At 62.7% G+C, this 22,053-nt stretch carries 16 protein-coding genes; 6 read left to right on the top strand and 10 right to left on the bottom strand.

Annotation, left to right across the window (positions count from 1 at the left end; all coding sequences use genetic code 11):
• Positions 1-52: 52 nt before the first annotated feature.
• On the bottom strand, positions 53-943 hold the full coding sequence (locus ABEG21_RS18010; protein ID WP_347557996.1) for a LysR family transcriptional regulator: 891 nt from the start codon (positions 941-943) through the stop codon (positions 53-55).
• A gap of 151 nt (positions 944-1,094) precedes the next feature.
• Here ABEG21_RS18010 and ABEG21_RS18005 point away from each other — a divergent pair, with 151 nt between their 5' ends.
• From ABEG21_RS18005 to ABEG21_RS17990, 4 genes are all read left to right on the top strand, one after another.
• Entirely contained in the window at positions 1,095-2,291 is a 1,197-nt protein-coding gene (locus ABEG21_RS18005; protein WP_347557995.1) for a M20 aminoacylase family protein, read from the top strand.
• 89 nt (positions 2,292-2,380) lie between these two features.
• The gene (locus tag ABEG21_RS18000; protein ID WP_347557994.1) at positions 2,381-3,565 is read left to right on the top strand and encodes a porin; all 1,185 of its coding nucleotides are present in this window, start codon (positions 2,381-2,383) and stop codon (positions 3,563-3,565) included.
• Between the two features lie 15 nt (positions 3,566-3,580).
• Positions 3,581-4,960: an MFS transporter gene (locus ABEG21_RS17995; protein WP_347557993.1), complete on the top strand. Its 1,380-nt coding sequence runs from the start codon at positions 3,581-3,583 to the stop codon at positions 4,958-4,960.
• A gap of 158 nt (positions 4,961-5,118) precedes the next feature.
• Positions 5,119-5,646, top strand: coding sequence for a GNAT family N-acetyltransferase (locus ABEG21_RS17990; protein ID WP_347557992.1), 528 nt, complete (start codon positions 5,119-5,121; stop codon positions 5,644-5,646).
• 25 nt (positions 5,647-5,671) lie between these two features.
• Here ABEG21_RS17990 and ABEG21_RS17985 read toward each other — a convergent pair whose 3' ends face one another.
• The 8 genes from ABEG21_RS17985 to ABEG21_RS17950 form a co-directional block, all read right to left on the bottom strand.
• The gene (locus ABEG21_RS17985; protein WP_347557991.1) at positions 5,672-7,207 is read right to left on the bottom strand and encodes a methyl-accepting chemotaxis protein; all 1,536 of its coding nucleotides are present in this window, start codon (positions 7,205-7,207) and stop codon (positions 5,672-5,674) included.
• A 137-nt stretch (positions 7,208-7,344) separates the two neighbouring features.
• Positions 7,345-8,973, bottom strand: coding sequence for a methyl-accepting chemotaxis protein (locus tag ABEG21_RS17980; protein ID WP_347557990.1), 1,629 nt, complete (start codon positions 8,971-8,973; stop codon positions 7,345-7,347).
• Between the two features lie 503 nt (positions 8,974-9,476).
• Positions 9,477-10,913 carry a heavy metal sensor histidine kinase gene (locus ABEG21_RS17975; RefSeq protein ID WP_347557989.1) on the bottom strand — a complete coding sequence of 479 codons (1,437 nt, stop codon included), beginning with the start codon at positions 10,911-10,913 and terminating at the stop codon, positions 9,477-9,479.
• Between the two features lie 12 nt (positions 10,914-10,925).
• A complete protein-coding gene (locus ABEG21_RS17970) occupies positions 10,926-11,615 on the bottom strand; it encodes a heavy metal response regulator transcription factor (protein WP_347557988.1) in 690 nt (229 codons plus the stop codon).
• A gap of 60 nt (positions 11,616-11,675) precedes the next feature.
• Positions 11,676-13,187 (bottom strand): efflux transporter outer membrane subunit, encoded by a 1,512-nt coding sequence (locus ABEG21_RS17965; RefSeq protein ID WP_347558078.1) that lies wholly within the window; start codon positions 13,185-13,187, stop codon positions 11,676-11,678.
• A gap of 44 nt (positions 13,188-13,231) precedes the next feature.
• Positions 13,232-14,551 (bottom strand): efflux RND transporter periplasmic adaptor subunit, encoded by a 1,320-nt coding sequence (locus ABEG21_RS17960; protein WP_347558077.1) that lies wholly within the window; start codon positions 14,549-14,551, stop codon positions 13,232-13,234.
• 18 nt (positions 14,552-14,569) lie between these two features.
• Complete coding sequence (locus ABEG21_RS17955) at positions 14,570-17,923, bottom strand: efflux RND transporter permease subunit (RefSeq protein WP_347557987.1); 3,354 nt, start codon at positions 17,921-17,923, stop codon at positions 14,570-14,572.
• Positions 17,924-18,251: 328 nt separating this feature from the next.
• A complete protein-coding gene (locus tag ABEG21_RS17950; RefSeq protein WP_347557986.1) occupies positions 18,252-19,778 on the bottom strand; it encodes a nicotinate phosphoribosyltransferase in 1,527 nt (508 codons plus the stop codon).
• A gap of 241 nt (positions 19,779-20,019) precedes the next feature.
• Here ABEG21_RS17950 and ABEG21_RS17945 point away from each other — a divergent pair, with 241 nt between their 5' ends.
• Both ABEG21_RS17945 and cynR read left to right on the top strand, forming a co-directional pair.
• The gene (locus ABEG21_RS17945) at positions 20,020-20,556 is read left to right on the top strand and encodes a hypothetical protein (RefSeq protein WP_347557985.1); all 537 of its coding nucleotides are present in this window, start codon (positions 20,020-20,022) and stop codon (positions 20,554-20,556) included.
• Between the two features lie 5 nt (positions 20,557-20,561).
• A complete protein-coding gene (gene cynR / locus ABEG21_RS17940) occupies positions 20,562-21,554 on the top strand; it encodes a transcriptional regulator CynR (RefSeq protein ID WP_347557984.1) in 993 nt (330 codons plus the stop codon).
• Here the strand turns inward: cynR and ABEG21_RS17935 are convergent.
• Positions 21,535-22,035 carry a nuclear transport factor 2 family protein gene (locus tag ABEG21_RS17935; RefSeq protein WP_347557983.1) on the bottom strand — a complete coding sequence of 167 codons (501 nt, stop codon included), beginning with the start codon at positions 22,033-22,035 and terminating at the stop codon, positions 21,535-21,537. The genes cynR and ABEG21_RS17935 overlap by 20 nt on opposite strands.
• Positions 22,036-22,053 lie beyond the last annotated feature (18 nt).

Genomic DNA, 22,053 nt, shown 5'->3' with positions numbered 1-22,053 from the left:
AACACCGGACGGTTTTACGAGACAAGATGTCGACTGATTTGCCATGGATCGCTCACGGTCTCGTCGTCTGCGTGATGCAGTGGACGAAGTACTCCGCCGGTCGCGTCAACTGCGCAGCGGGCGGGGAAAGCAAATACAGATGCAGAGGCGGCGGCTCGACAGGCAGATTCAACGCAATAAGCGTTCGCCCCTGCGCCGTACTCTCCAGCGAGTGACGCGTCCAGTTGCACACGGCATCGGTGTTAAACGTCAGCGCATAAAAAAGCGCGAACGAGGTACATCGCGTAATCCGCTGCGGCGGCGCCAGATCGGCCCCGCGATACATCGCTTCCACATAGGCCAGATAAGCGTCCGTTACGTCCGTGTGAATCCACTCGGCGCTCTGTAGCGCTTCCAACGTTCGCGCATCCGCATACGCACTCCCGGCTCGCGTGACAAAAGTCGTCTCGAAGGCGACCAGCTCGCTCACCGAGCCGGCATCGATCGTCGGCGGTTTGGAAAAAGCACCGAAAGCGAGATCGAGCGTGCGGTTGCGCAACTGCTCATTGAGTTGGTTGAAACCCAGTTCCCGAAATTCCACGTTCACGAGCGGCCAGTGGCGTCGGAACGCGATAAACGCCTCTGTCATGCCGGCAGTGCCGGCAATCGGCGTGATGCCGATGACCAATGTCCCCTCGCGCGCACCCTTGATCTGCGCCATCTCTTCCTGCGCGCGTTCAAGTTCACGGACCACCGTCTGCGCACGACGCAACAGCACCTCGCCTTCGGCGGTCGGCACCACACCGCGTGGGTTGCGCTCCAGCAATCGTACGCCGAAATCGGCCTCGAGCTCTTGCATCGCTTTCGTCACGGCCGGTTGGGTGACGTGCAACACCTTCGCCGCAGCATTGATGCTGCCCGACGACGCGATCGCGACCAGTGCCCGTAACTGTTGAATTTTCATAATGCGGAATATATCACCAACGGTTATACGTATCAAAATTCGTGCTTTTTTGTTCCGATCCGCCCGCTTTACGCTCCTTCTCGTCGGTGACGCCCCTGCAGGAATCGCGTTACCGCACCACGTGGACCAGGCGGTTTCGGAGCAAACAGACATGACGCAGCAAGCAACAGCAATGACGGAATTGGTCGCGGAAATGCGCGAAGCAGAAGGCGCGTTCATCGCCATCCGGCACGACATTCACGCACACCCTGAGGTGGGCTTCGAGGAAACGCGCACTGCCGCGCTGGTCGCCGGCAAGTTGCGCGAATGGGGCTATGACGTGACCACCGGCATCGGCGGCACCGGCGTGGTGGGCCAACTTAAACGCGGCTTGTCGACACGCACGCTCGGCCTGCGCGCCGATATGGATGCCTTGCCCATCGAAGAGGCCGGCAGCCTGCCGTACAAAAGCACCGTCTCAAAAACGATGCACGCCTGCGGACACGACGGGCATACCGCCATCTTGCTGGCTGCCGCACATCGTCTTGCAACGCGCGAGACATTCGATGGCACGTTGAATCTTATTTTCCAACCGGCAGAGGAAGGCTTGGGCGGCGCATCGCGGATGATCGACGATGGCCTTTTCACGCGCTTCCCTTGCGATCAGGTGTTCGCCTTGCATAACGCGCCGGGCCTGCCGGTCGGTACGTTCGCCCTGCGCCATGGCTGCGCGATGGCGTCGTCGGATTCTGTCACGATCACCGTGACCGGTAAGGGCGCGCATGGCGCGATGCCGCACCAGGGTTGCGATCCTGTTCTCGCCGCCTCGGGCATCGTCACCGCGCTGCAAAGCATCGTATCTCGCAATGTCGAGCCCACCCGCGCCGCCGTGATCACCGTCGGCGCATTCCATGCCGGCGATGCACACAATGTCATTCCCGATACGGCGACGTTGAAGCTGTCGGTGCGCGCGCTCGACGCCGATACCCGCCAGCTGTTGCAGACCCGCATTCAGGACATGGCCGCGGCCCAAGCGCACAGTTATGGCGCGCACGCCGTCATCGACTATCGCGCGATCTCGCGCCCGCTGATCAACGATCGCGCGGCAACCGATATCGCCATCGACACGATTACGTCCTTGGTCGGCGCCGCTCGCCTGATCCACATGCCCGATGCTGTAATGGGCAGCGAAGACTTTTCCTGGATGACCGAGGTCGTGCCCGGCTGCTACGTGCTGCTGGGCAATGGCACGGACTCGCACGGCGGCTGCGCCGTACACAACCCCGCCTACGACTTCAACGATGCGGCGCTCACCTGGGGCGCGGCCTACTTCGTTGCACTGACACGTCGCTGCCTGCATACCGCCTGACGCGAGACGCTGCCAACGTGCTTGCCAGCGGGCGTGACGATTCATGCCTGCCGGCACGATCCTTTCGCTTGATATGACCGGAAGAAATAATGAGAAAAACCTATGTATGCGGCCTGGCCGCTTTCACGCTGGGCGCATTCGGGATCGATATCGGTAACGCGAACGCCATGTCGTATCAGGCGTCGATGCTCGCGTCGGTTCCGGAATTCAGCACCGGCACCGCATCGACCGTGTCCTTGTATGGCTCGGTGGACACGGGCATCAATTATCAAACCGTCGGCGGCAAATCGCTCTGGCAAATGCAAAGTGGTGGAGAGTGGACGTCCAAATTCGGGATATTCGGCCGGGAGGATTTGGGCGGCGGTTTGCGGGCGGAATTCAATCTCGAAAGCGGCTCTCTGACAAATAGCGGCGCGGTGCAGGACACGACCTCGTTTTTCAACCGAGAGTCATGGGTCGGGCTCGCGTCGAACCAGTACGGCCAGCTCCGCTTCGGCAAACAAATTGGGACAGGCCTGCCCTTGTTCGTCGATGTATTCGGCACGGTGGCAACGAATTCGGTGGCGACTTGGCTCGGCGCGGCGGCCGTGCAGACGGCAAAGGGCGTCGGCTACAACAGCGACCTCGGCGCCGGCGCGACGCAATTGGCCGCGCGGGTCAACAACGCGGTGACCTATCTCTCCCCCACCTTCTCGGGTTTCAGTACGGAGGTGATGTACGCGCCAAGCAACGTCGCCGGCCAGACGCCAGCGGCCGCCGCGCAAGGCGTCCTCTGGCAATGGTTCAACGGCACCACCTATATCTCCGCGAACTATAACCAAGTCTGGGGTAGCAGCACCACCGGCACCGTGCGCAACGACCTCTACGGCATTGGCGGGGTCTACGATACCGGCAAGCTCGTCCTGTCTGGTTCCTTTAGCCAATTTGCGCCGAAGCTCGCCGCCGACGGCATTGCGCGTGTCTACACGCTCGGCCTCATCTTGCCGACCGGGCGCAATGCGTGGCGTGCCTCGATCGTATATCGCGACACATCGGGCGTACGAGACAGTGCCGGCAAGCTCGCCAGCGATTCGGCGCTGGGTGTGATGCTCGGGTACGACTACACGCTCTCGAAGCGCACCGGACTGTACGCGCGTGCCGGCTTTATCCGCAATTACGGTATCTCGACCGTGGTGCTCAACAGCAATCCGCTGCCGACGGAAACCGGAACCGCCGTCCCAAAAACCGGCATGACACCCGTGACCGTCTCGCTCGGCATGTACCACAACTTCTAAACGGAGCGCGCCTTCATGAATGCATCGGATCGTCCTGCCCCGACGGCCGTCGTCTCGACGCAAGGACGTCGTGACTCGCCTCGCGTGCACGTCAACGCCGTCGGGCAAGCACGTCGTACGCAGCTCGCAGCAGCGTTCGGCAACGGGCTGGAATTCTTCGACTTCACCGTCTTCAGCTTCTTCTCCGCCATTATCGGGAAGTTATTCTTCCCGATCGGATCCGAGCTGGGCGGTTGGATGCTGTCGCTTGCCACGTTCGGGGTCGGCTTTGTGATACGCCCGCTGGGCAGTGTCGTGATTGGCGCCTATGCGGACCGCGTGGGACGCAAGCCGGCTTTGCTGCTGACGGTCACGATGATGGCGATCGGAACCGGCATGATCGGCTTGGCCCCGCCCTATGCCGCGATCGGTTGGGCCGCGCCCTTGCTCATCGTGTGCGGCCGCTTGCTACAAGGGTTCGCCGCCGGCGGCGAGGTGGGCGCCGCGACATCGTTTCTGATGGAGTCGGCAAGCGCGGGAAAACGCGGCGCCGCGGTCAGTTGGCAGATGACCAGTCAGGGCGGCGCGGCGCTCGCAGGTGCCGTGATCGCCGGCATCGTGACGCGGGTATTGCCAGCCGATGCCCTGCTGGCATGGGGCTGGCGCCTGCCCTTCCTCATCGGCCTCGCCTGCGGTCCGGTCGGCTTCTATCTGCGACGCCACTTGCACGACACCTTGGCGGCATCGACAGTGCATGCCCCGCACGCAGACGAGCAACCACGAACGAAACCGCAAGATCCGACGCCGCGGCACCGACTATCCGTGCGTCTGATCGCGGCCGGGACAATGCTGGTCATCGGCGGCACGTCGACGATGTACACGATGGTCTTCTTTCTGCCGTCATTTCTGGTGGTGTCGCTGCATATGGCGCCAGCGCTCTCGTTGATGGCCGGCTGCGCGGCAGGCTTGGTGCTGCTTCTCGGTTCTCCCTTCGCGGGCAGACTTGCCGACAGGACCCCGCGTCGCAAATCCCTGTTCTACCGTCTGTCGATCGTTTCGCTCTTAGTGGCCTGGCCTGCGTTCTATCTGCTGTGTCATGCGCCGAGCCTCGGCATCGTGGTGGCCGTCGTCATCGTTCTTGTCGGCCTGATGACCCTGTCGAGTCCGGCAGGTTTCGTGCTGATCCTCGAATCGCTGCCGATCGAGCGTCGCGCGACATCGCTCGGCATCATCTACGCATTTGGCGTCACCTTGTTTGGCGGCTTCGCGCAGTTGATCGTCGGTGCGCTCTACCGTTGGTCGCAGAGCTTCTACGCCCCTGTCTGGTACATGCTCGGCTGCGGCGTGGTCAGCGTGATCGGGCTGGCCCTTTACCCGGAGTCGCCGCGACGTGCGCCGAGCGTGCCGTCGCATTGATGAATCCACCGTCGAGGCGGCCTATCGTACGTTGGCATAGCGCGATTGCCTTGCGATGACGTTGTACAATCCCGTCAGCTTTTTTGCTTCAACCAACAAGCTGGGCCGCTATCGAGCGACGCAGATGACATTGGCAGAAAAAGATCACGGGGAAAGTCATGAGCGACGAGATTCGGGTGCTTCGCGTCGGTGCCGATAAGGCCGCCGCCTGCATTGAAGGACTGGCAGATGTCTTGATGGACTGTGTCGAGGGTGGGGCCTCAGTCAGCTTCATGCTGCCGCTCGCACGGGAAACTGCGGTCGCATTCTGGGACGGCGTGGCCAAGAGCGTTGCGCGGAACGAAAGGATTTTGCTCATCGCCGAGGATGCCGACGGGACAATCGTCGGTACCGTGCAGTTAGTCACCGCGCAACCCGACAACCAACCGCATCGCGCCGATGTCTCAAAAATGCTGGTGCACCGTCGCGCCCGACGACGCGGCGTTGCGCAGCGCCTGATGGCGAAAGTGGAAGAAGCCGCATTGGAGGCGGGAAAGCATGTGCTCGTGCTGGACACGGTCACGGGCGGCGATGCGGAGCGCCTGTATGCACGCGCCGGCTGGCAACGCGTCGGCGATGTGCCGAACTATGCGCTGATGCCTACCGGCGAGTTCTGCGGAACCACGTTCTATTGCAAGCAACTCTGAACGCGGAAGGTGCGTCGCGACGCGTTTAAAGTCGAAACGCCGCCACCAGCTCCCGCAGATCGACCGCCTGTTGCGACAAGGATTGTGCCGCCGCGGACGCCTCTTCGACCAAGGCCGCGTTCTGCTGCGTCACTTCGTCCATTTGTGAGACGGCCTGATTGACCTGCTCGATGCCCGTTTGCTGTTCCACCGATGCCGCCGAGATCTCGCCCATCAAGTCCGTCACGCGTTTGACGGAGCCCACGACTTCGCTCATCGTCGTGCCGGCTTGCGATACCAACGCCGTACCCGCGGTCACGCGCTGACTGGATTCGTCGATCAGCGTCTTGATTTCCTTTGCCGCTGCGGCGCTGCGTTGCGCCAAGGTGCGAACTTCGCCCGCGACGACGGCGAAACCGCGCCCCTGCTCGCCCGCGCGTGCCGCTTCCACTGCCGCGTTCAATGCCAGGATATTGGTCTGGAAAGCGATGCCTTCGATGACGCTGATGATTTCACCGACCTTCGCGGAACTCTCGGCAATCCCGGTCATCGTGCCGATCACCTGGCCGACGACTTCCCCACCGCGGAGCGCAATTTCCGATGCGCTGCTGGCAAGCACATTGCCCTGGCGTGCGTTTTCCGCGTTGAGGCGCACCGTGGCCGTCAGTTCTTCCATGCTTGCGGCGGTCTGCTCCAACGACGCCGCCTGCTCTTCCGTGCGCTGACTCAGATCGGTATTGCCTTGTGCGATCTGGCCGCTTGCCGTGGCGACCCCTTCGGCATTGCCCCGCACCGCGCCCACCGTCGTGGTCAAACTGTCCTGCATCCGCTTGAGGGCGAGCAGCAACTGGCCCGTTTCATCGGTGGATGCCACGACGATCCGGCTCGTCAGATCGCCTGCTGCCACCCGGTCCGCCACCGCCACCGCATCGCGCAATGGTGCAGTCACCGAACGCGTGATATACACCGCCAGCAGCACACCCATGACCAACGATACCAAGGCGACCACGATCGTCACGATGCGCGAGTTGGAAAACACCGCATCGGAATCCGCCGCGCCCTGATCCATTCGTTGTTTTTGGAACGCCAGCATATCGGCAACGCTATTCTGATATTCACGTTGCGCCGTGTTGATGTCGACAAACATCACCTTTCTGGCTTGGTCGCGCTGACCACTCGCCGCCAGGCTCATCACCTGATCCAACATGGAAACGAAGAGCTGACCTTTCTGGTCGACGTCGGCATACATCCGGCGTCCGGTATCGGAATTGATCGCCGTATCGACGATCCGCATGTCCGCCGCCAGTTCTGCCTTGTCGGCCTGATACGCTTTCGTGTTGATATCGATCGTCTTTTGGTCATAGCCATCCACCACGCTTCGTACCGTACGACCCATATCGGCAACCAGATAGCGGATATCCGCGAGCGCTGCGGCTTTCGGATAGAGATTCTGCGTGACCGAGCGAGTCGCCGCGTTCTCCGCGGTCAGCCCTAGGAGACTGTTGGCGGCGCTGGCACACAGCAGCAAAATCACCAAACCAAAGCCAATCCCGAGGCGGGCGCCGATTTTGAGGTTTTTCATTCGTCGAGTTCTACGCGAGTTGAGTAAGCGCCGCTAAAACGGCGGTGCTTTACGGTCAACGGCGGAACCTTACAAAACTGTAGGGTTTGTTGCGCCGCGACCTGCCCCCTTTCCTCGTCGACCTCGGACGACGCGCGTCATACCGCACCGGCAAACGATGGTGCGATACGCCTGTCTGCTGTCGCCGTCGCGTGGATACCGGTGCGACCGCGGGTTTGACCGGACAGGGTAAAACCCGAAACAGCGGTGCTCAGCATTTCCGCCTGCGCTTCCAATGCGTGCGCGGCAGCGGACGCCTGTTCGACGAGTGCGGCATTTTGCTGCGTCACCTCGTCCATCTGCGTGACCGCCTGATTTACCTGGACGATGCCCTGGTGTTGTTCATCGGACGCGGCAGCAATTTCACCGACGATGCTCGCGACGTTCTGAATCGCATCGCGTACGGCGCCGATCGTTTCACTGACCCGCGTGGCTTCCGACGCGCTGTTGTCGATGACGGTGACCGACGTACCGACCATTGCGGTGATCTCTTTCGCCGCCGCGGCCGAACGCTGCGCCAACGCGCGGACTTCGGAGGCGACCACGGCAAATCCGCGCCCCTGTTCTCCCGCGCGCGCCGCTTCCACTGCCGCGTTCAATGCCAGGATATTGGTCTGGAAAGCAATCCCTTCGATGACGCCACTGATATCCGCTACCTTGCCGGCCTGATCGCTGACCTGACGAATCGTCGCCATCATTGCCTTGACGGCCTCGTCGCCACGCAGCGCCAGGCTCCGGGCGTCGTCCGCCAGCGTACTGGCCTGGCGTGCGTGCTCGGCGTTACGTTCGACCACCTCGGTCATCTCGGTCATGCTCGCGGCCGTCTGCTCGAGCGACGCCGCCTGTTCTTCCGTGCGGGACGACAAATCGAGATTGCCGCTCGCGATTTCGCGCGATGCCTGCGTCACCGCCGTTGTCGATTGCTGAATATTGCGCACGGCACCGGCGAGTTGCGCGTCCATGCGCCGCAGCGCGTCCAGCAGCACGCCGAACTCGTCACGCGATGTCACTTCGATAGGCATTTCCAACGTGCCACCCGCGATCGTGTTCGCCACCGTGATCGCTTGCTGCAAAGGACGAGTGATCACCCGAAGCAGGTATGCGGTCGCCACGATACCCAGGAGCACCCCCAGGCTCATCAAGGTCCATGCCAAGGTGCGCGCATGGGAAGCCTGAACATCGCTGTCGAGGCCGAATTGCAGCGCCTGCGCATCTTTCATCGCGATCAATTTGTCGACCACCGACAACATCGCATCCGAATCCGTTGCATACCGGGCAACCCGCTCGACGGCGCCATCGTAATCGCCGGCGGTGAACTGCGCATTCAAGCCGTCGAGCTGCTCGTGCAACGCGGGAAGAATGCCAACGATTTGATCCGCGAGCCCCCGTTCGCCAGGGCTTTCGTCGGCGCTCAGTGCGTAGTACGCCGTCCAAGCCCGCCGCGTCGCCGCGACATCGGTCTGCATTGCCGCGATCGCCTGCCGCGTGGCGTCAGCCGTACGGAGCACCTGGATGCGACGTACTTGCAATTTGATATCGGTGGCCGCCGTTCGGAATTCACCTAATGTACGGATGGGTAATGTCGTTTGCCTGTATTCGTCGTGAACCGTCTTATTCAAATAGCCGATTACCACGGCGCCGAAGATCCCGATCGAAGCGATCAACAGGACGCATAAGGTCATTGCGGTCGAGATTTTAAAGCGTACCGATCCAAGAAAATTTTTCACGTTCGATGTTTCCGTTGCCGACGGCATGAGGTTTTTCAATGTATCGCCGCCTGATTGCAGGAGGCGCTCACTGTGCATTTTTCTTATTCAACGCTTAGCGACGGTCTCTACGTCGGGATACAAGAAGCGCACGTCCGTGCGATTCTTTACTCAGGTGTACACAACATTTGTGACGAACCGGTTCCGTCGCCGCATTATGCCGTCATTCAATTGGCATGAAAAGGAGGATAACGACCCGTCTTTCAATTCATGATAATCATAGGCAAGGGGTATGGTGACACCACAAGACGACCGAGGTATGTCCAAAAAAACCGGTAATTTAAGGAAACAATCAACGGTAAAATAAGAACTAAAGTTTCTAGAAAATCCGCCGCCATGAAGGCGGCCATACGGATCCGTTTCCGGCCCGGTTCAGCGTAAGGTTAGGGAATTTCTGAGACGCGACGGACACGCCACGACGACGAGCGCGCGATCAAACGCCCTCACGGCGGAAGACCGCTTCCTCAGCCGACGACGTTGCTTTCTTGCATCGCCACCGAGAAGGCGAAGGTGTTGACGCCCGCGCGGCTGGCTGCCCACGCCTGGCCGCCATGCATCTCGGCAACGGCCTTGACGATGGCAAGCCCGAGCCCGTGATTTTCGCGGCTGTTGGTGCGCGACGCTTCCGCGCGATAGAAGCGATCGAATAGATGCACGATCGTCGTCGAGGGGATCGGCGCGCCCCGGTTCGCAACGGCGACAACGACGTGCGCGGCCGCCGCGTCGTCGACATCGGCGGCCGTGACGGACACCGATATCGTCTCGCCCGCCGTCGAGTGCTGGATCGCATTCATCAATAGATTGACAAGCGCCCGGCCGAACATCGCGGTGTCCACGGAAGCGATGGCATCGCCGTCCAGGGCCACCGTCATCTGCGCGTCTTCCAGCGTCATTTCGAGAAACGACAAGGTGCGCCGACATTCCGCCGCCAGCGAGACCGACGTCAACGACGTCGCCCGATCTCCCTGATCGGCACGCGCGAGAAATAACATCGTGTTGACGATATCGCGAATCCGGCTCAGTTCTTCCAGGTTCGACTCCAAGGTTGCCGCCAGGTGATCGGCACTACGACTGCGCGTTAAGGCCACCTCGGTCTGTCCGATCAGGATCGTGATCGGTGTACGCAGCTCGTGCGCGACGTCGGCGTTGAACGCCTCCAAGCGGCCATGCGAGACATCCAGACGCTCCAACGCACCGTTGAACGACGTCGCCAGCTCGCTTAATTCAGCCGGCAATGGCGCCGTCTGCAGGCGCTGCGAACGGGTATGCGGGCTGATCGTCGAGGCTTCGCGCGTCAGCCGTGCGAGCGGTGCAAGCCCGATACGCGCCACGGTATAGCCCAGCACCAGCACGATCAAGGTGCCGAGACCATACAGCACGCGCAAGGACGCGCCGAACGCATCCATGATGCGCGCCTTCTGCGCATAGCTGACGGCCACTTGCAATTGCAGCGCCGGGCGCTGACCGCGTGCCGGCACTTCCACCGTCTGAACCAGCTTGTTCGGTCCGCCCGGTACGGCCATCCGCTGATAGCCGGCGGGCCAGGTGCGAAGCACGTGGCCGGTGATCGGGGTATTGAATCGATACTGCGGATCCGCGCTGGTGACGGCGAAATGCGTGCTCTCGTGATTGCCGGTCGGATCGTCGGGCGACATCGCGGCCAGCCGATCACGGGCGACCAGCCAGCGCTCCCGGGTGGACGTGTGATACAGCGTGAGCGTCGCCACCTCGAGTTGGTTCGCCAATGCCTGGCGCGTCGATATCTCGAGCTGGCTCCCCAGGCTCATCATCAAGCCGCCACCCACTAACGTGAAAATCGCCAATGCCATCAGCGCGAACATCACGGCGAGACGGCGCGAGATCGACGGGCGGCCCAGCACCTTCGACAGGGCGGAGAACATGGCGCGCTTCATTCAGTGCCGCAGGTCGTCGGCGTCGCGCATTTCGAGTACATAGCCCATGCCGCGCACCGTATGCAGAAGCTTCGTCTCGAATGGGCCATCCAATTTCGCGCGTAAGCGCTTGATGGCGGTCTCGACCACGTTCGTATGGCTGTCGAAATTGACGTCCCAGACCGACTCGGCGATCGCGGTCTTCGACAAGATGTCGCCTTGCCGCCGCGCCAGCAGGCTCAACAACTGGAACTCCTTCGACGTCAAATCGAGACGGCTGCCCTCACGTGTCGCGCGCCGCCCGATCAGATCGACATGCAGGCCGGCGATCGAAATCAGCGTCGGTTCCTGCGTGCGGGTACGGCGCGCCAGCGCGTGCAGACGTTCGACCAGTTCGAGGAAGGAAAAGGGTTTGGTCAGGTAGTCGTCGGCGCCGCCGCGCAGGCCGCGTACGCGGTCGTCGATTTGATCGCGCGCGGTCAGCATGATCACCGGCGTTGCCTTGCGGCTTCGAATCGCGCGCAATACCGCGAAACCGTCCCTGCCCGGCAGCATTACATCGAGCACGATCACGTCGTAGTCGAACTCCAGCGCGAGATGCGTGCCTTCGTCACCATCCAATGCGACATCCACAATCCAGCCCTGCTCCGTCAGGCCGGTCCGGAGATAATCGACGACCTTGTGCTCGTCCTCGACGATCAACAGCTTCATACACCCTTCCTCCCCTGACGCCGAACGACGCCATTTTGGGATGTTACCCCGGCAGCGCGTTCAACGCGACGATGCGGCAAGTTGCTGCGGCGGTGTTGCCGCCGGTGCTACCGCGAGCAGCTCCTGCGCGCTCCATCCGCCGCCCAGGGCCTTGACCAGGCCAACGGTGGTGGTCCAACGCTGTGCACGAATCTGCGTCGCAGTCCGCTCATTGGTCAGCAAAGACTGCTGCGCGGCGATGACGTCGAGATAGGCAACCAGCCCCCCCTCGTAACGGTCTTGCGCCAGCGACAACAGGCGACGCGCATCGTCGACAGACTTTCCGGCGCGTTGCTGCGCTTCGTCCAAGGTTGCGAGCCCGGTGACGCCGTCCTGCACTTGCTGGAACGCGGTCAACACGGTCTGCCGATAATTCGCTTGCGCCGCCCGATAACCGGCATTCGCAAAATCGATCGTCGCCGTGCGACGCCCGCCATCGAACAGCACCTGCTTGATCGATGCACCGAGCGTCCACATCAAGTCCGGCGCACTGAACAGCCCGGCAAAACGCGTCGCTTCCCAACCGATGCCGGGGCTCAGCGTCAACGTCGGGAAGAAAGCCGCGCGGGCCACGCCGATCTTGGCATTCGCGGCAGCCATCGCCCGTTCCGCCGATGCGATGTCGGGACGCCGTTGCAGCAACTCGCTCGGCAACGCCAGCGGGATGACGAAGCGCGCGTCGGCAACCGCTGCCGGCGCGATCGTGAAATCGGGTGCCGGCACGCCGACCAACGCGGCGATCGCATTCTGGTACTGGGCACGCTGATTCTGCAACAAGGTCTGCTGCACGGCCGTCGTATCCAATTGCGATTGCTGTTGCATCAGATTGAGTCCCGACACCGCGCCCAGCTCGTGCTGGGACGCGACGAAACGCAAGGCCTGCTGCTGTAACGCCAGCGACCGCGCGATCACGTCCAATTCGGCATCCAACTCGCGCAGCATGAAGTAATGGTTCGCCAGATCCGTCGTCAGTACGAGTCGCGCATTGGCGAGATCGGCCTGGGACTGCTGCGCCGTTGCCGTCGCGCTTTCCACATCGCGACGAATCTTGCCGAACAGATCGACTTCATAGTTGAGCGTCGGACCCAGCTTGATATCGTTCTGAACCGTATGATGGGTGGCGGTCGCGTAATTTGTCCGGGGCCGATCTTCAGCGGTGCGGGCGCGCGACACGCCGCCGCCCATGTCGACTTCGGGCAGTCCTTCCGCGGTGACGCTACGCAGCGTGGCCTGCGCCTGATCGTAATGGGCGAGCGCCGCCGCCAGCGTCGCGTTACCGCTGAGCGCGCGCCCTTCCAGATCCGACAGCGTGCTGTCGCCGAATGCCCCCCACCAGTCCATTTGCAGCGGTGCATGCGATGGCACGGCCATCGCCCAATTTCGCCCTGCCGCGTCCACTTCCGGAGACGTCGGATCGACCGCGGAGACAGCATCGGATGCGCCGGCGGCCGGCGTGCGCCACGCCGCCGGCGTCGCCACATCCGGCCGATGATAGTCGGGGCCGAGCGTGCAGCCGATCAGCGCGGCCGTCATGCCGCAGGTGGCAACCCACTGTCCCGTTATTCGAAGCGCGGTTTTCACGAGTGCGCCTCGTCCGCCGCCGTCGATGTCGCCACGCCGGAGTCGGCGTCCGGGGCCACGGCGGGCGCGGTGTGCGGTGCCGCGCCGGAACCCGGCTTGGCGGACGCCTTCGCCTGCGCGATCTCGATCTTGTCACCTTCGGCGATCGAATCGCTCGGGTTCAGGATCAACTGGTCATGCGGTCCGATGCCACTTTCGATCTCCATCGACTGACCGAAGTCCTGCGCGATGACGATCGTCTGCAGATGCACGGTGCCATCGGCGCGGGCGATCGCCACCTGCGGGCCTTGGGCGCGGAACAGCAAGGTGTTGCCGGGAATCACGTATTCGGACCGGGCCGGGGCCGGCAAGGCTACTTGCACGTAGGCACCGGGCCGCAGCGTGTTGTCCGGATTTGCAAGCCGGATCTCGATTTGCAGAGACCGCGTTGCGACGTCGATCGCGCCGGCGATATGGGCGATCTTCCCTTCGAACTTCCTGCCCGGCAGCTCGGCCTGCGTCACCGCCACCGACTGACCTTCCTGAACGCCCTGTGCGTAGGCCTGAGGCACCTGCACGTAGACCCGCAAGCTATCGGTCTGCGCAAGCGCGAACAGTGCGCGAGACGCATTGCCACTCGCGCCGCCCGCATCCACCAGATCGCCGACATCGACGTTGCGTTGCGTCACCACTCCGGAGAACGGGGCGACGATCCGCTTGAACGATTCCAACTGTTTTAGACGCTGGACGTTGGCATCGGCCGCCGCGAGATTCGCCACACCCTGCGTGTAAGTGCTTTGTCGTTCGTCGAGTTCCTGTTGGGACACGGCATCGCGCTCGTGCAGCTTCTGCCATCGATCCAGCGAGCTTTTTGCAAGTCCCAGACTCGCGGACGTCTGCGCGCGCTGCGCCAGGGCCTGGACCAATTGTTGATCGATTTCCGGCGTGTCGAGTTCGGCGAGCAGCTGACCTTGCGTCACCCGCGCGCCGATGTCGACGTAGCGCTTCATCAGATACCCGGTGGCACGAGCATAGATCGGCGACTCGACCGCACCACGCAAAGTGCCCGGCAGCCGGATATTGCCGTCGGCGTTCGCACGCTTCGGACTGACGACGTGCACATACTGCCTGGCGTTTTCGACCGTCGTATCGGCGACCTGCCGACGTTGCTGGAAATCCGCGATGGCGATGCGCACCGCGCCGGCGGCCATCAGCAAGAGGACCACGGCGACGCTGATCTTCGCGCGACGCCACGCCGGGCCACGTGCCGGCATGACACGCGTCTCGCCGGGCTCCGGCGCCGGAATCGCCAACTCGGCATGGTGTTTTTCATTCATCATCGTCGACCTGCTGAATCAAAGAGCGTGCGTGCCGCCAGATTGGGTTGCCGCGACATATCCCGGCTGCGTCGGTCCATAGCCATCTCGGAAACCCTGGCCTGCGCCCGAGCCCGAGCCATGCGGGCCACCGGATCCATCGCCGCCGCTCGGCCCACCAGGCCCGCTCGGTCCGCTACCGCCCGCGTGGCGATGGGTGCCGCGTCGGGCCAGGCGATCGTGGATGCCGGCATAAAGCAATGGCACGAAGAACAGGGTCGACACCGTGGCGAACAGCAGGCCGCCGATCACGGCGCGGCCCAGCGGCGCGTTCTGTTCCGCGCCCTCGCCCAGGCCCAGCGCCATCGGCACCATGCCGATGATCATGGCGCTGGCCGTCATCAGGACCGGCCGGATCCGGCTGGCCCCGGCTTCCAGTGCGGCCGTCAAGGCAGGCGCCCCGGCAGCGGTGCGTTGCTGGGCGAACGAGACCATCAAGATACTGTTGGCGGTGGCCACCCCCATCGTCATGATGGCACCCGTCAAAGCAGGCACGCTGAGATGCGTGCCGGTCAGGAACAGCATCCAGACGATGCCGGCCAAGGCGGCCGGCAGCGCGCTGATGATGATCAGCGGATCGATCCAGGACTGGAAATTCACGACAATCAGCAGATAGACCAGCACGATCGCCATCACGACGCCCGCACCAAGACCGATATAAGAGGCACGCATCGTCGCCACCTGGCCGCGTACCGTGATCTGGCTGCCGCGCGGCAGCGTGGCCCGCGCGTGCGCAACGAGCTTATCGATGCGCGATGCCACGCTGCCCAGATCGCGCCCGTCGACACCGACGAAGATATCCATCACCGGGCGGATGTTGTAGTGACTGACCACGGCGAAACCCCGCTCCGGCGTCACGTGCACCAGATTGCCGAGCAGCTGCGAACTCGGCGCGGCCCCGCCGGTGCTGCCGGCACCCGGCGTCACCGGCGTGCGCAGCAAGTCGTCGACCGATGCAATCCGATACTGCGGCGTTACCACGGCGAGGTTATATTCGACGCCGTTCCGCGCGTTGTACCAGAAACCGGGCGACGTCTGCGCGCTGCCCGAGAGCGCCACCAGCAGATTCTGCGCGACGTCGGAAGCGCTCAGTCCGAGCTGTTGCAAGCGGGTACGGTCCATTTCGAGATGCAGCGTGGGCGCGTCCAGACGCTGCTGGATATGCGTATCGACGGTACCCGGCACGTCGCGGATCTGCTTCATCAGCTTGGCCGCCGCATCGAAATTGCCGTGCAGGTCATTGCCGGAAATCTGCACATCGATAGCGGCGGGCAAACCGAAGTTCAGAATCTGCGTGATGATGTCGGCGGGCTGAAAGAAGAATTCGACGCCGGGGAACTGTTTCGGCAGGTCGATTCGCAGTTGCCGCATGTACTCGGCGGTGGGGCGGTGGTCGTGCTTCAGCGCAATTTGAATCTCGGCATCCAACGTGCCGATGGTCCCGGCATTGCTGTACGAGAGATTGATGCCGCTATAGGGCATGCCCAGGTTATCGACGATCGTATTCAATTCGTCGGCCGGGACGATCTCGCGCACGCGCTTCTCGACTTCGTCGGTGATCCGCGCGGTTTCCTCGATCCGCGTACCGGTAGGCGCGCGCATATGCAAGCGGATATTGCCGGCATCGACCGTCGGGAAGAAGTCCTGCCCCAAGGTGAAAACGAGTCCCAGGGAAGCCAGGCAGCCCGCCAGAAAAACCGAGGCGAACAAACGACGCCGCACCAGCAAGGTACTCAAGACGACGATATAGCCGGCCCGCATTCTTTCGAAACCCCGATCGAAGCGGTGATGAATCCGGGCAAACGCATTCCTGCGGCGTGCACCCGCCTCGTCTCCCGCGTGGCCGGTCGCGACGTGATCGCGCATCATCAGCATCGCCAACGTCGGCACCAGGGTGCGCGATAGAATGTAGGACGCGATCATCGCGAACACGACGGCTTCGGCCAGCGGCACGAACAGATATTGCGCAACGCCCGCGAGGAAGAACATCGGCACGAACACGATGCAGATACACATCGTCGAGACCAATGCGGGCACGGCGATTTCGCCGGCGCCGTCGAGGATGGCCTGGCGCAACGGCGTGCCCATATGCAGATGGCGCTCGATATTCTCCAACGTCACCGTGGCATCGTCGACCAGGATACCCACCGCCAGCGCGAGTCCGCCCAGCGTCATGATATTGATCGTCTGGCCGAGGGCGTGCAGCACCAGCAACGACGATAGAATCGATAGCGGAATCGACACGGCGATGATGCAGGTGCTACGCCAATTGCCGAGGAACAGCAAGATCATGGCCGCGGTCAACGCGGCAGCGGTCAGCGTCTCGTGAATCACGCCCTGGACGGCGGCCTTGACGAAGATCGATTGGTCGAACAGGGCGGTGATATTGAGATCCGCCGGCAGCGTGGCGCTGACTTGCGGCAGCAGCTTGTAGAGCGCTTCGACCACGGACAGTGTCGAGGCACTGCCGTTCTTCATGATCGGAATCAGGACGCCGCGCTGACCGTTCTGCCGCACGACGTTCGTCTGCGGGTTCGAGCCGTCGCGGACGTGGGCGACTTCTCGCAGATAGGTCGTCGCACCGCTCACGGTGCGGACCGGGATGTCGTTCAATTGCGAGATGGTCGGCGGCGAGCCGTTCATATCGATATTGAATTCCTTCTCACCGATCTTGGCGGTGCCGGTGGGCAGGATCAGGTTCTGCGCATTCACCGCGCGGACGACATCGAGCGGCGTCAGCCCCTTTGCCAGCAAGGCTTGCGGGTTCAAGTCGACGGCGATCACGCGGGTGCGGCCGCCCATCGGGAAGGGAATCGAGGCGCCCGGGATCGTCACCAACTGCGGCCGAAGCGTGTTCAGCGCCGTGTCGTTCAGGTCTTTTTCCGACAGCGTGGAGCTGGACAGGCCCAACTGCACTGCTGGGATACTGGAAGCCGAATAACTGACGACGGCCGGCGGCGTCGCACCCGGTGGCATCTGCTTCAGGATCGATTGTTCGATGGCGGCGATCTGCGCGATGGCCGATTCGAGATTCGCGCTCGGCTGCAGGAACACCTTCAGTACCGCGATGCCTGGCAGCGATTGCGACTCGATATGCTCGATATCGTTGACGGTGGTCGTGATCGCACGCTCATTGGCGGACGTGATCCGCGCCGCCATATTTTCCGCGCTCAGCCCGTTATACGTCCAGATGATGCTGACGACCGGGATATTGATATTCGGGAGAATATCGACCGGCGTCCGCAGCAAGGCCAACGGTGAAGCCAACAGAATGATGATGGCCATCACGATGAACGTGTATGGCCGGCGCAGCGCTACATTGACAATCCACATCGGCGGACACGCGCAAGGTAAGACAGACTGATAGCCCGAGAGTCCTGAACGTCTGACAGCGCCTTCCAGCGCTTCAATCGACTTTCCGGAATACGAAATAATTGCTTAAGCGGAAGCTGAGACGGCAGCGATCTCCCTGGGCCTCCGGCTAACCCGTGCGCGGGGGGCACACACCGATTGTCCGCCAAGGCGACGACTTCACGCCGTCTCATATTCCAATGGCAATCTTATCGAAATCGACCAACCGCAAGATGGCGCCAAAATGGCAATTTTGTCAGGAAGCAGGTGTGTCGCGCCGGCGCGACAGTGAACGAGGGCCTCGGCGGCCTTATCGCGGGGGAGTCGCCGCACGCGCTCGGATGGCATCGAAGGTGTCGTCGATCAGCAGGCGCCCCGTCTCGAAAACGGACAGCAGTGCGTCTTCCCACGTCCCGGCATCCACCGCCTGTTGGTGCTCCGACGCCAGCGGTAGCGTGACGGTCCGATACTCCCCGGTCTGCCGATGGCGCAACAGCGTCAGTCGGCCCGCTTTCGATCGCTTGCCGACGTCGGTGGCTGGGTCCTTGCTGACGCCCTGCCATTGAGGCGGTTCGCCATCGCGGGCAATCCGCACCGCCGAGCATTTCATCGCAAAGCGCTGCGTGTCGCGGTTGACCTGCTGCAGCAGCGCACCGCCCATACCGAAAACCAGATTATCGACCGCATAGCCGGCCGCATCGAGATCTGCCAGGATCGCTTCGATCGACTGCGCATTGATGCCGTCGCCTTGCAACAGTCGCACGTGATTCAACACCCGTCGACCCTTGCTATTGACCGTGGCGCCGAACGACGCGTCAAGCGCGCGCAGGCAGGCGAGCACGATCGTTCGCGGATCGCCGGAATCCGGACGCACCACCAGCGTCGCGCCGGAATCGATCACCGCCTGTTTCAATTCGCCGCCCCAGAGATCCAACGCGGCGAACAGATCGTACGAATCCGACACGACCGAAACGATCGCGCCCGGACGGCCGAAACGCGCCAGCATCGCGCGATAGGCGTCGACCTCACGGTCGCGCCCCCACGCGGTGATCGTGCTGTGTTCGGCGGCCGGGACCGAGTAGGCGGCCATCTCGGCGTGATAGAAATGGTTCGCCGCCAACACGCCGAGGACGGTGTCCGAGCCCATGAAGCTGACCAGATGCGCCGCGCCGCCGATCGCGGCGGACTCGGCACTGCTGACGCCTCGTGCGCCGAAATCATGCAGCTTGAACGGCAGTTGCGCCGTATCGTCGCTGGTCTTCTCGATATAGTCGGCGATCAGTCGACGCAAGTGCCAGCTCTGCGTCGCAACGGTAATCGGATACCAGATGCGCAGCAGCATCGTCTCCAGATAGGACGTGAGCCAGAATACCTCCGGGTCGTCGCACTCGATCGTCATCAAGACGTTATGCGCCGGGACGACACTACCCTCGGGCACCGCGCGGATCCGGACCGGTAAATAGCCCGCATGGCGCTGCAGGATATAACGCCAGCCGTCCGCATTGAACGGCTCCCCATGCGCAAGAAAGAACGCCTCTGCCTGCGCGATCATCTCCGCGGTGATGGGTCGGCACAGATACTCCTTCAGCAGCATCTGCAAGCCGAAAAAGACGGTGCGCTCGAAACGGCCGCCGCGTGATTCGATATACGAGAACATCGCGTCGACGCCGGGCGGGTACTGGAGAAAATGAGAGGCTTTGTACGAGTCCGTGTTCAGAATCGGATTCGACAGCGTATCGGCAAAGCGCGCGCCTGCCGTCCGCCAATGGGGCGGCGTATCGCCTGCCGCATCGGTTGCGCCTGGATGGGAAAATGCGTCTGCTTGCGTCGTGGTCATCGCGGGAATGCCCGTGGGGTCATGTCATGCGGGGTGTCTGTCAGGGACAATGAGAAAAACTGCCCTTCCTGATCCCATGGTATGCGAAGTTGGCAACGGAGCGCGACTCGGCCATTCAGCCGACGGGCTGCAGCATCGATGTCCCAATGTCCCGATGCGACGGCGTAGGCTGATTGGCCGAGGCTGCACGTCGCCGGCCTGCGTGGCAGAATGACGGCTTGTTTCCCGCTGGGAGTCTTCGATGTCGCCGTCACGCGCCAAAGCAGCACCTGTCGCCACGCGCCACCGGCTCGACCGCGCGATCCTGGCGCATATTGTCCTCTCAGCCGCCTTATCGATCGGAATGTCGTCCGGTCGGGCGGCGACGTGGTCCAGTACCGACGCCACGACGACCGAGGCGATCACGAACGCGCCTCCCCAGCGCGACAAGCCCGTCGAGGCCCCGCCGCATCGTCGGCGCGCGACGGGTACCAAACACCAAAAAGGCCCCGGAACGACGAAACCCCGGGACAGTGAATCGAGCACGGACGCGGTCACGGGAACAGAGCACTTCGCGACGACCACGTTGCCCGGCCCCGGTCGCAGCGCCAATACCGTCACGATCGGGGCGCCCCAGATTATGTTGCACGCGAGCGGGGCTGCCGGCACCGGCCCGGGTGCGGTGCCCTGCGTGCCGGTCCGCTTCGCGATGGGATCGCCGCCGCAGGGACAATCGGCACAGGTCGACAGCTGGTACTGCCCGGAAGGTCAGCCCGGCCATCCGCTGACGCCGCGCTGACGATCATGCTGCTTAGACACATCCGCTACTTTCTGGCCGTCATCGAGCATGGTAGTTTCACGCGCGCCGCCGAGGCCTTGCACGTGTCGCAACCGGCATTGAGCCAGCAGATTCGACAGCTCGAAGACGAATTGGGCGTCACGCTGCTGGATCGCAGCGGCAAGCAGATCGTCCCAACCGATGCCGGGGCAGCCTATGCACATTCGGCCCGTGGCGCGCTCGATCAATTGGAATCGGGACGACGCGCGATCCAGGACGTCGCGGATTTGAGTCGTGGCGAACTGCGGCTCGCTTTCACGCCGACCTTCTTGGGTTATCTCGCCGGGCCGCTCCTGGCGGCCTTCCATTCCGCTTATCCGAATGTCCGTCTGGATGTCCGTGATATGCCGATGCAGACCATTGAGACGGTGCTGCTGAACGGTGAGGTCGATGTCGCCATCGCCTTTGCGCCGCCTGAGTCACCGGAACTCGACTGCACGCCTTTGCTGGACGAAACGCTCGATGTGGTGGTCGGACCATTTCACCCCGCCTTGCGCGATGTGGGCGGCGCCGAAGGACGTCCCTCCCCTATCGGCGCGCCCTTTCTCGATGTAAGCGCGCTGGCCAGCATACCCTTGGCGTTACTCAAAACGGGTTTCGCCACGCGCGGGCAGATCGACCATTTTCTCGCGTCGCTGGGCGTGACGCCGCGGGTGGCGATGGAGTCGGATTCGGTATCGGCCATCATCGAAGCGGTGCGCTTCGGGCAACTGGCGACCATCCTGCCGCACCCCTTCCACCATCGGCACGGCCTGCAAACGCTGACGATGCGTCCGCCCATGCCGGCACGCACCGCCGCGCTGATCTATCCGCGGCACCGCCAGCATCGCGCGGCGATGCGTGCCTTCATCAAGGTAGCGCAGCGCGTGGCGTCCGACCTCGCGCTCGGAGAGGGGAAGTCCGCGGCAGACGCGCGGCCGCAGCTTGTGCCGACACCGCTTAGAGGCCCAGATCGCTGAGTCCGGGATGGTCGTCCGGCCGACGACCTTGCGGCCAATGAAACTTGCGATCCGCCTCGGCGATCGGCAGATCATTGATGCTCGCAAAGCGCCGTTGCATCAATCCCTGATCGTCGAACTCCCAGTTCTCGTTGCCATAGGAGCGGAACCAATTGCCGGAGTCGTCGCGCCATTCATAGGCATAGCGCACCGCGATCCGATTGCCGTCGAATGCCCATAGTTCCTTGATCAAGCGGTATTCCAGTTCCTTGCGCCACTTGCGCTCCAGAAAGGCCTGGGCCTGTGTGCGGTCCGTAACGAATTCGGATCGGTTACGCCATTGCGTATCGGGCGTGTAAGCCAGCGCCACTTTCGCGGCATCGCGGGTGTTCCAACCGTCCTCCGCCAGACGGACCTTTTGAATGGCCGTTTCGCGAGTAAAGGGCGGCAGCGGTGGGCGGGATGCCGGCGCGGCGGATGGCGTTGTAGCGGTGTCGTTCATGGTGCGATCGAGGGAGAG

Origin of the sequence: Robbsia sp. KACC 23696 (assembly GCF_039852015.1) — a bacterium.
GTDB lineage: Bacteria > Pseudomonadota > Gammaproteobacteria > Burkholderiales > Burkholderiaceae > Robbsia.
Note: the sequence above shows the minus strand (reverse complement) of the source record. Positions and strands in the feature narration are given on the sequence as shown.

Bases quoted from the DNA above. Each gene is read 5' to 3' on its own strand.
- ABEG21_RS18010 (WP_347557996.1), bottom strand. From the start codon at position 943: ATGAAAATTCAACAGTTACGGGCACTGGTCGCGATCGCGTCGTCGGGC.
- ABEG21_RS17955 (WP_347557987.1), bottom strand. From the start codon at position 17,923: ATGTGGATTGTCAATGTAGCGCTGCGCCGGCCATACACGTTCATCGTG.
- ABEG21_RS17960 (WP_347558077.1), bottom strand. From the start codon at position 14,551: ATGAATGAAAAACACCATGCCGAGTTGGCGATTCCGGCGCCGGAGCCC.
- ABEG21_RS17985 (WP_347557991.1), bottom strand. From the start codon at position 7,207: ATGAAAAACCTCAAAATCGGCGCCCGCCTCGGGATTGGCTTTGGTTTG.
- ABEG21_RS18005 (WP_347557995.1), top strand. From the start codon at position 1,095: ATGACGCAGCAAGCAACAGCAATGACGGAATTGGTCGCGGAAATGCGC.
- ABEG21_RS17935 (WP_347557983.1), bottom strand. From the start codon at position 22,035: ATGAACGACACCGCTACAACGCCATCCGCCGCGCCGGCATCCCGCCCA.
- ABEG21_RS18000 (WP_347557994.1), top strand. From the start codon at position 2,381: ATGAGAAAAACCTATGTATGCGGCCTGGCCGCTTTCACGCTGGGCGCA.
- ABEG21_RS17950 (WP_347557986.1), bottom strand. From the start codon at position 19,778: ATGACCACGACGCAAGCAGACGCATTTTCCCATCCAGGCGCAACCGAT.
- ABEG21_RS17995 (WP_347557993.1), top strand. From the start codon at position 3,581: ATGAATGCATCGGATCGTCCTGCCCCGACGGCCGTCGTCTCGACGCAA.
- ABEG21_RS17945 (WP_347557985.1), top strand. From the start codon at position 20,020: ATGTCGCCGTCACGCGCCAAAGCAGCACCTGTCGCCACGCGCCACCGG.
- ABEG21_RS17990 (WP_347557992.1), top strand. From the start codon at position 5,119: ATGAGCGACGAGATTCGGGTGCTTCGCGTCGGTGCCGATAAGGCCGCC.
- cynR (WP_347557984.1), top strand. From the start codon at position 20,562: ATGCTGCTTAGACACATCCGCTACTTTCTGGCCGTCATCGAGCATGGT.
- ABEG21_RS17965 (WP_347558078.1), bottom strand. From the start codon at position 13,187: ATGACGGCCGCGCTGATCGGCTGCACGCTCGGCCCCGACTATCATCGG.
- ABEG21_RS17975 (WP_347557989.1), bottom strand. From the start codon at position 10,913: ATGTTCTCCGCCCTGTCGAAGGTGCTGGGCCGCCCGTCGATCTCGCGC.
- ABEG21_RS17970 (WP_347557988.1), bottom strand. From the start codon at position 11,615: ATGAAGCTGTTGATCGTCGAGGACGAGCACAAGGTCGTCGATTATCTC.